The sequence below is a fragment of the Actinomycetota bacterium genome, from assembly GCA_036280995.1.
Taxonomy (GTDB): Bacteria; Actinomycetota; CALGFH01; order CALGFH01; family CALGFH01; genus CALGFH01.
The window spans coordinates 1-8,906 of sequence record DASUPQ010000676.1 but is presented as its reverse complement, the minus strand read 5'-3'; the positions used below and the strand labels follow the sequence as shown (position 1 = coordinate 8,906).

Here is an 8,906-nt window from a genome sequence, read left to right as displayed (position 1 = left end):
GGCCCTCGACCACGTGGGGCTGGTGGTCTCCGACATCGACCGGTCGGTCCGCTGGTACCAGGAGGTGCTGGGCCTGCGCCGGGCCCACGAGGAGGCGTGGGGCGACTTCCCGGCCGTGCTGGAGGCCAACGGCAGCGGGGTGGCCCTGTTCCCCAACGAGGACGGGAAGCCGATCCCGGTCGACGACCCGATGCGCCACGTTGGTTCCGGACCTCGCGCCGGGGGCTGGAGCGGGCCAAGGTGGAGCTGGCGGCGAATGGGGTCGAGTACGAGGAGAGCGACTACGGGGTCGCCTGGTCGGTGTGCCTGCCCGACCCGGACGGCTACGTGGTCGAGATCACCACCTACGAGCCGGCGCCGGCTTGAGCGCCCGACCGGCCCGCGCCGGATAGGCTGGTCCGATGAGCGAGGCAGCCGGGAGCTGGGTCGAGGCCAGGGAGCTCGACCGCCGCATCGTGGTCGTGTGGACCGTCCAGGACGCGCTCGGCTACGGGCTGCTCGCCCTGCTGGTCCTGGCCATCGACATCGGGTCCAGACTGGCCGGCGCGGACGTGCCCGGCCCGCCAGGGCTGGCCGCCGCGCTGTTCGCCGTCGCCGGGGGCCTGGCCGCCTGGTGGTGGCCGCGGTCCCGCTACCGCCACTGGCGCTACCAGGTGGCCGCCGACGCCCTCGAGCTGCGCCACGGCGTGGTCCGCCGCGTCCACTCGGCCATCCCGTACTTCCGCGTCCAGCACATCGACGTCGCCCAGGGGCCGTTCGAGCGGGCGGTCGGCCTGTCCCGGCTGGTGTTGCACACCGCCTCGGCCGGCACCGACGCCACCATCCCCGGCATCGCCGCCGGCGACGCCGAGGGCCTGCGCCGTCTCATCCTGGCCAGGGCCGGCCACGGCGATGCCGTCTGAGGACCCGGGCGCCCCAGGGGTCCTGGTCTCGAACGGGGGACCGCGGCGGCTGCACGTGCTCAGTCCCGTGTTCTTCGCCATCGGGCACGCCTGGCGGCTGTGGCCGCTGGCCGTGATCCTGGCCGCCCGGCGGCAGTTCTGGCTGCTCGCCGCCGGGGCGCTGGTGCTGCTGGCCTGGAGCACGGTCGAGTGGCTGCGGCGGACCTACTCGCTGGAGGGCGGCGCCCTGCGGCTGGAGGAGGGGGTGCTGGCCCGCAAGCTGCGGGCGGTCCCCTTCGACCGGATCCAGCAGGTCGACCTGGTCCGCAAGCCCCTGCACCGCCTGCTCGGGGTGGCAACCCTCCGGGTCGAGACGGCCGGGGGCGGCTCGGCCGCCGAGGTCGACCTCGACGTGGTCACCCTGCCCGAGGCCCAGTCGCTGCGGACGAGTCTGCTGCGGGCCAAGGCCCAATCGGCCCCCGCTCGTTCGGGCCTGGGGACCGCTCCTGCCGGCCAGGCGGCCGGCGGGGCCGCCGAGGCGGACGTCGCCGGCGGGTGGGTCGCGGCGGGGCCAGGCGCCGGGGGGGCCGAGGTCATCGGGGCGGAGGTCACCGGGGTCCCGGCCGAGCGGGTGCTGCTGCGGCTCCCGCTCGGAGAGGTGATGCTGGCCGGGATCACGGGGTCGCGGGCGGCGGCCGCCCTGGTCGTGCTCGGCCCCCTCAGCCAGGCCGCCGACTGGTTCCCGGGCCTGGACGAATGGGTGTTCCAGCGGTTCGACCCGGAGGCGGTCACCCCCACCACCCCGGCCGCGTTCCTGGCCGTGGCCGTGCTCGCCGCGGTCGTGTGGCTGGGCCTGGCCGCCGCCTCCAGCATCGTCACCGACTACGGCTTCACCCTCGCCAGGGTCGGGAACGACCTGGTGGTCCGGCGCGGGCTGCTGGAGCGCCGCGAGGCGCACCTGCCCCTGGCCCGGCTCCAGGTCGTCCGGATCGAGGAGTCGCTGCTGCGGCGGGCCCTCGGCCTGGCCTCGATCCGCATCCAGAGCGCCGGCCGGACCGGCACCGCCGACCAGTCGGCCGGGCGGCTGGCCATCCCCATCCTCCAGCGGATGCAGGTCAACCGGGTCCTGAACGAGCTGGTGGCGGGGGCGGCCCCGGTGCCGCGGCTGCTCGCCCCGCCGCCGGCGGCCAGGCGGCGGTCGGTGACCCGCAGCGTCGTCGGGGCGGGCGTGCTCGTGGCCGCCGTCGCCCTGCCCGTGTGGGTCCTGACCTCCGCCGGGGTGCTGGAGGTCCCGCCGGCGTTCGCCCTGGCCGCGCTGCCGGTGCTTGGGGTGGCCGTGGCCGTCGGCCTGGCCGCCTACCGCAGCCTCGGCCACGCCACCGGCGAGGGATTCCTGTACGCCAGGGCCGGGGTGGCGATCCGGGTCCTCACCGTCGTCCCGGTCGCCAAGGCCCAGAGCGGCAGCGTCCGCTCCTCCCCGTTCCAACGCCGCGCCGGCCTGGCCACCCTCCACGTCGACATCGCCGGCGGCGGCCCCACCCCCCAGGTCCACGACGAGTCCGAACCCCGCGCCGAGGACCTGCTCCAGGTGATTCTGGGCCGCCGGGTCGTTCCCGGACCCTCCGCCGCACCCGGACCCTCCGGTGGCGGGTCCGTTGGTGACCCTGGCCAGCCTGGAACCCGACCCGCCGGTGGCGGGTCCCCCGGTGGGGGAGCGTAGCCCAGCCAGGAGCGGGCATGCGTTCGGTTGCCCACACCCCGGGTCAGCGGTCGTCGAGGGCGGCGATGGCGCGGTCGAGCGCGGCGGCGACCTCGCCGACGAGCAGGTGCTGGCTGTCCTGGACGACCTGGCGGCCGCTGACCACGACCGAGGTCACGTCGGCGGCGGTGGCCGCGAACACCAGCTGGTCGACGGCGTCGGCGGGGCGGGCACCGGCCAGGCGGACCGAGCCAAGCCCGACCGTGACCAGGTCGGCCAGGCGACCCGGGGCGAGGCGGCCGGCGTCCCAGCCGAGGGCGTCCATGCCCGACCCGGTGGCCGCGGCCAGCAGGTCGGGGGGCTGATGATGGGCGCGGCGTCCGGTGATCAGGCGCTCGTCCAGCTCGACCGCCCTGGCCTCCTCGAACAGGTCGACCACGGCATGGCTGTCGGAGCCGAGGCAGAGCGGGCTGCCGGCGTCGGCCAGCGCCCTGGCCGGCCCGACCCCGTCGGCCAGGTCGCGCTCGGTGGTGGGGCAGATGCAGGCGGTGGTCCGGGTGGCGCCCAGTAGGCCCACGTCCTCGGCGGTCAGGTGGGTGGCGTGGACGGCGGTGGTCCGGGGGCCGAGCACCCCGGCCGACTCGGCCAGGGCGGCCGGGGTGCGGCCGGTGGCGACCAGGCAGGCCTCGTTCTCGGCCCGCTGCTCGGACAGGTGGAGGTGCAGCGGCGCCTGTCGCTCGGCGGCCCAGGCGGCCACCGTGGCCATGGCCGCCGGGTCGACCGCCCGGACGCTGTGGATCCCGGCCGCCACCCGCAGTCCCGGCCGGTCGCCCAGGGCTCCGGCCCGCTCGGCCCAGGCCTCGGCGTCGCCGTCCCCGAAGCGGACCTGCGGACCGGCCAGCGGCTGGCCGTCGAGCCCGGCCCGCAGGTAGCAGGTGTCGATCAGGGTGAGCCGGACCCCGGCCCGGACGGCCGCCTCGGCCAGCGACTCCCCCATCAGGTTGGGGTCGGCGTAGGGGCGGCCGTCCGGGTCGTGGTGCAGGTAGTGGAACTCCCCCACGGCGGTGATCCCGGCCAGCGCCATCTCGGCGTAGGCGGCCGTGGCCAGCTCGAGGTAGCGGTCCGGGTCGAGCGCCCCGGCGACCCGGTACATCAGCTCCCGCCAGCTCCAGAAGTCCCCCCGGCCGCGATGGGTGCGCCCTCGTAGCGCCCGGTGGAACGCATGCGAGTGCCCGTTGGCCATCCCAGGAATGGTCACCCCGCCCAGCCGGGTCGCCCCGCCCGGCGGGTCGACCCCCTCGGTCACCGCCGCGATCCGCTCCCCCTCCACCTCGACCAGGACCCGCTCGGCCACCCCCCGTTCCGGCCCCAACCAGGCCAGCTCGGCGTGCCAGGCCTTCATGCCCGGCCTGCCAGGGGTCGGCCGAGGCCGGGAACGGGGCCGAGGCCGGGAACAAGGCCGGGGCTGTGGGAAGTCGCCGGCAGCCACTGCCCGCGTCGGCTACGCTCCCCCACCGGGGGACCCGCCACCGGCGGATCGGGTTCCGGGCCGCCCCACCCGGTCCAGGGACCCGGCGCCGACCCGGCGGGTTCGAGGCCGCCCCACCCCAGCCGGCGCCTCATTCGAGGCCGCCCCACCCCAGCCGGGGCCTCAGCGGCATGCCAGGTCCTCGATCACCGCGGCCAGGGCCTGGACCCCGGTGAGGCAGTCGGCCAGGTCGGCCGTCTCGGACGGGCTGTGGCTGGTGCCGGTGGGGTTGCGGACGAACAGCATGGCGGTGGGGACGGCGGCGGCCAGGGAGGCGGCGTCGTGGCCGGCGGCGGTGGGCAGCGCCGGCGGCTCCAGGCCGTTGGCGCGCAGGCAGGTGTCCAGGCGGGCGGAGAGGTCCCGGTCGAGCTCGACCCCGGGGCTGCGCGACTCGCAGGTCAGATCGGCCTCCAGGCGGTTGCGACCGGCGGCCTCCTCGACGGCGGCCTCGAAGGCGGCCACCAGCCAGTCGAGGGTCTGGTCCCGCTCGGCCCGGGCGTCCAGCCAGGCCGACACCCTGCCAGGGACCGAGTTGGAGGAGTTCGGCTCGACGGCCACCCGGCCCACCGTGGCCACCGCCTCCAGCTCGGTGGCGGCCGCGCGGGCGGCGAGCACGGCCGCGGCCAGGCCGAGCATCGGGTCGCGCCGGTCGGGCAGCCGGGTCGTGCCGGCGTGGTTGGCCTCGCCGCTGAGGGTGAGCCGCCAGCGCCCGTGCGTCCAGATGCCGGTCCCCAGCGCGACCGGCTGTCCCAGGTCGGCCAGGCCCCGTCCCTGCTCGACGTGGAGCTCGACGAACGCGCCGAGGCGGCCCACCCGCGCCGGGTCGGGCCCCAGGCCGGCCGGGTCGACCCCGGCGGCGGCCATCGCCTCGGCGACCGTGACCCCGTCCTGGTCGGCCCGCCCGAGCATGTCGTCGGGGTCGAGCGCCCCGGTCAGCACCCGGCTCCCGAACGTCGGGACCCCGAACCGCCCGCCCTCCTCGTCGGCGAAGGCCACCACCGCCACCGGCCGCTGCGGCTCGACCCCGCGCGCGGCCAGCTCCCCGACCGCGACCAGCCCGCTGACCACCCCGAGGGCGCCGTCGTAGGCCCCGCCCCGGCGGACCGTGTCCAGGTGACTCCCGACCGCGACCACCCGATCGGGGCCCATGCCGAATCGACCCGGCTCCGGATCGACCCCCCCGGTGGGGGAGCGTAGCCGACCCGCGGGCGAGCTGCCCTCGGTTGTCCCCACCCCCCCGGCCGACCCGGTCTCGCCCGACCCCCCAGCCAGCCCAGTTTCGCCCGACCGGCCCGCCGATCCGGTCCACCAGGCCCAGAGGTTGCCGGCGGGGTCCTGGTCGACGGTGAGGCCGCGGGCGGTGGCCTGGGACTTGAACCAGGAACGGGCGGCGCGGTCCTCCTCGGTCCAGGCGAGGCGGGTCCAGCCGCCGGCCGGGTCCTGGCCGATCGCGGCCAGCCCGCCGAAGCACGCCTCGAAGTCGTCCCGCAGCCGAGTCTCGCTCCCGCTCATGCCGCTCCCGCCGCTCGACCCGCCGTCAGTGGGAAATCTACTGCCACCCGGCGCGGGAGATCCCGCGCGGTGCCTAGGCCGTTGCCGCGCGGCTGACCGGCTGCCCGTCGACCGGGGCGCGGCCGAACTGGGTGCGGTACAGGTCGGCGTAGAGGCCGCCGGCGGCCAGCAGCTCGGCGTGGCGGCCCTGCTCGACCACCCGGCCGCCGGCGATGACCAGGATCCGGTCGGCGTTGACGATGGTCGACAGCCGGTGGGCGATGACCAGCGAGGTCCGGCCGCGGAGGGCGGCCGCCAGGGCCTCCTGGATGTGGACCTCGGCCTCGGAGTCGAGGTGGGCGGTGGCCTCGTCGAGGATCACGATGGCCGGGTCGGCCAGCAGCAGCCGGGCGATGGCCAGGCGCTGCTTCTCGCCGCCGGACAGCCGGTAGCCGCGCTCCCCGACCACCGTCTCCCAGCGCTCGGGCAGGCTCTCGACCAGGTCGAGGATCCTGGCGGCGCGGCAGGCGTCCTCGATCTCCTCCAGGGTCGCGTCCGGCCGGGCGTAGCGCAGGTTGGCCAGGATGGTGTCGTGGAACAGGTGCGGGTCCTGGGCGACCAGCCCGATCGCGCCCCGCAGGCTCTCCAGCTCCAGGTCGCGCACGTCGGTCCCGTCGACCCGGACGGCGCCCTCGCTGACGTCGTAGACCCTGGCGACCAGCATGGCCGTGGTGGTCTTGCCCGCCCCCGACGGGCCGACCAGGGCGACCAGCTCGCCGGGGAGGACGGTGAAGCTGACGTCGTGCAGGACCGGCTCGCCGGCGGCGGCCCCGATCGCCGAGGCGCCGCCGGTGAGGCTGGCGATGGTCGACTCGTCGGCCGTCGGGTAGCGGAAGCCGACGTGGTCGAACTCGATCCGCCCGGCGGGGTGGTCCAGGGGGACCGCGCCTGGCCGGTCGCGGATCGGGCTCTCGAAGTCGAGCACCTCGAAGACCCGCTCGAAGGACACGAACGCGGTCATCACGTCCACCCGGGCGTTGGTCAGGGCGGTGAGGGGGCCGTAGACCTGGGTGACGAGGGCGGCCAGGGCGACCACGTCGCCGGCCTGGAGCTGGCCCTGAAGGACCAGCCGGGCCCCGAACCAGTAGACGGCGGCCGTGCCGACGGCCCCGACCAGGCCGAGGACGACGAAGAAGGTCTGGCCGTAGAGGGCGGAGCGGACCCCGATGTCGCGGACGCTGGCGGCCTTGTCGGCGAAGCCGGCCAGCTCCCGGTCGCGGCGGCCGAACAGCATCACCAGCAACGCCCCGGCGACGTTGAAGCGCTCGTTCATGGTGGTGTTCATGGCCGCGTTGAGCTGCATCGACTCGCGCGTGATGGCCTGCAGCCGGCGCCCCACCCGCCGGGCCGGGAGCAGGAACAGGGGCAGCACGGCCACCGTGATCAGGGTGATGCGCCAGTTCAGCAGGAACATGGTCACCAGGGTCGTGACCAGGCTGATGAGGTTGGAGAAGACCGACCCCAGGGTGCCGGTGAGGGCCCGCTGGGCGCCGACCACGTCGGAGTTCAGGCGGCTGGTGAGGGCGCCGGTCTGGGTGTGGGTGAAGAAAGCCAGGGGCTGGCGCTGCACGTGGTCGAACAGGCTGGTGCGCAGCCGGTAGATCAGGCCCTCGCCGATGCGGGAGGACAGGAACCGCTGGCCGAGGGCGAGGCCGGCGTTGGCCACGGCGACCCCGACGGCGGTCAGGCCGATCAGGTTGACCAGGGAGAAGCTGCGCTGGGGGATGGCGGTGTTGAGCAGCTCGCGCACGAGCAGCGCGGGCACGACCGCGGCCAGCGCCGACAGACCCAGCAGGAGCAGGTAGCCGGCGATCTGCCAGCGGAAGTCGCGGGCGAACCCCCAGACGCGCCGGACCACGTCGCGCGACAGCTTGGTGCCGGGCGGCAGCGGCTCCCGGCGCGGGTACCAGTGGTACATCATCCTGCTCGCCCCAACCCGTCGGAGGCCTCCGGCATTCCGGGCGGAGTCCCGGCCAGGGCGGGGCGGCGCATTCGGGCCACCAGGGCGGCGGCGGCGATCCCGCCGGCGGCGACCAGGAACGACCGGTCGGTGCCGACCCGGTGGACGAGGGTGCCGCCGAGGGCGTTGCCGACGGCGAACCCGGTGGCGAAGGCGGTCGTCACCCAGGTGAAGGCCTCGGTCACGGTGCCGGCGGGGGCGAGCCGGTCGACCAGCAGGTACAGGCAGGCGATGGCCGGGGCGATGCCGAGCCCGGCCAGGACCATGCCCGCGGCCAGCTGGGCCAGCCCGGCGGCCACGGCCAGCAGGGCGATCCCGGCCACCACGAGGGCGAGCAGGCCGATCAGGCGCTGCTCGGGGCCGCGGTCGGAGGCGCGGGCGCCGAAGGCCAGGCCGCCGACCAGGCTGCCGAGCGCCCACAGGGCGAGCAGCGGGCCGGCCAGGGTGCGGGAGCCGAGCTGCTCGGCGCCTGCCACCACCGTCACCTCGACCGTGCCGAAGGCGGTGGCCAGCAGCACGATGGTGGCCAGCACGGCGCGGATGCCGGGGCTGCGCAGCGGCCCGGCCCAGTCGGCGGCGCGGCGGCGGGGGCGCCAGGACCGCGACGCCGGGGTCGCCGCGAACACCCCGGTCCCGGCCAGCAGCAGCGCGCCGGTGCCGAGCACGGCCGCGGCCGGGGAGAAGGCGGCGGCCAGGAGGGCGACCAGCGGTGGCCCGACGACGAAGATCAGCTCCTGCACGGTCGACTCGACCGCGAACGCGGCCTGGAGCTGGCCGCCGGAGTCGAGCAGCTCGGACCAGAGGGCCCGCATGCAGGCCGCGACCGGCGGGATCGATCCGCCGGCCAGGGCGGCAAGGGCGGCCAGCACGACCGGGGAGGCGCCCCGGCCGGCGACGGCCAGGGCGCCGAACCCGAGGGCGCTGGCCAGCGAGCAGCCGACCAGGACCCGGGTCTGCCCGACCCGGTCGACCAGCCGCCCCAGCAGCGGCGAGGTCAGGGCCAGGGCGACCGAGTAGGTCCCGGCGACCATCCCGGCGACCGCGTACGACCCGCCGCCCTCCCGCACCAGCAGCACGATCGCCAGCCCGGCCATGGCCGTCGGCATCCTCCCGACCACCGCCGACGACAGCAGCCGGGTCACCGAAGGCGTGCGGAGGACGTCGAGGTAGATCCGGAGGCGCATCCTGCGATGGTGCCAGATGGCTCCGACGAGTCCGGGGTCGGGGCAGGGTCGGGGCTGGTGGGGTCGCGGGCAGGTGGGATCGGGGCTGGTGGGGTCGGGGCAG

7 protein-coding genes are annotated in these 8,906 nt (G+C 76.3%); 3 read left to right on the top strand and 4 right to left on the bottom strand.

Features of this window, described 5'->3' with window-relative positions:
* Positions 1-240: 240 nt before the first annotated feature.
* The 3 genes from VF468_22965 to VF468_22955 are packed head-to-tail and all read left to right on the top strand — an operon-like array spanning position 241 to position 2,601.
* Entirely contained in the window at positions 241-366 is a 126-nt protein-coding gene (locus VF468_22965) for a hypothetical protein (protein HEX5881151.1), read from the top strand.
* Between the two features lie 35 nt (positions 367-401).
* On the top strand, positions 402-902 hold the full coding sequence (locus VF468_22960; GenBank protein HEX5881150.1) for a PH domain-containing protein: 501 nt from the start codon (positions 402-404) through the stop codon (positions 900-902).
* A complete protein-coding gene (locus tag VF468_22955; GenBank protein ID HEX5881149.1) occupies positions 892-2,601 on the top strand; it encodes a PH domain-containing protein in 1,710 nt (569 codons plus the stop codon). The genes VF468_22960 and VF468_22955 overlap by 11 nt, the downstream gene beginning before the upstream one ends.
* Positions 2,602-2,644: 43 nt before the next feature.
* Here the strand turns inward: VF468_22955 and VF468_22950 are convergent, their stop codons facing one another.
* The 4 genes from VF468_22950 to VF468_22935 form a co-directional block, all read right to left on the bottom strand.
* Positions 2,645-3,982 (bottom strand): formimidoylglutamate deiminase, encoded by a 1,338-nt coding sequence (locus VF468_22950; protein ID HEX5881148.1) that lies wholly within the window; start codon positions 3,980-3,982, stop codon positions 2,645-2,647.
* Between the two features lie 249 nt (positions 3,983-4,231).
* Positions 4,232-5,620, bottom strand: a complete 1,389-nt coding sequence (locus VF468_22945; GenBank protein HEX5881147.1) for an allantoate amidohydrolase — start codon at positions 5,618-5,620, stop codon at positions 4,232-4,234.
* 73 nt (positions 5,621-5,693) lie between these two features.
* Positions 5,694-7,580 carry an ABC transporter ATP-binding protein gene (locus VF468_22940; protein ID HEX5881146.1) on the bottom strand — a complete coding sequence of 629 codons (1,887 nt, stop codon included), beginning with the start codon at positions 7,578-7,580 and terminating at the stop codon, positions 5,694-5,696.
* Entirely contained in the window at positions 7,577-8,803 is a 1,227-nt protein-coding gene (locus tag VF468_22935; protein HEX5881145.1) for an MFS transporter, read from the bottom strand. Before VF468_22935 ends, VF468_22940 begins: the two co-directional genes overlap by 4 nt.
* Positions 8,804-8,906: the final 103 nt, after the last annotated feature.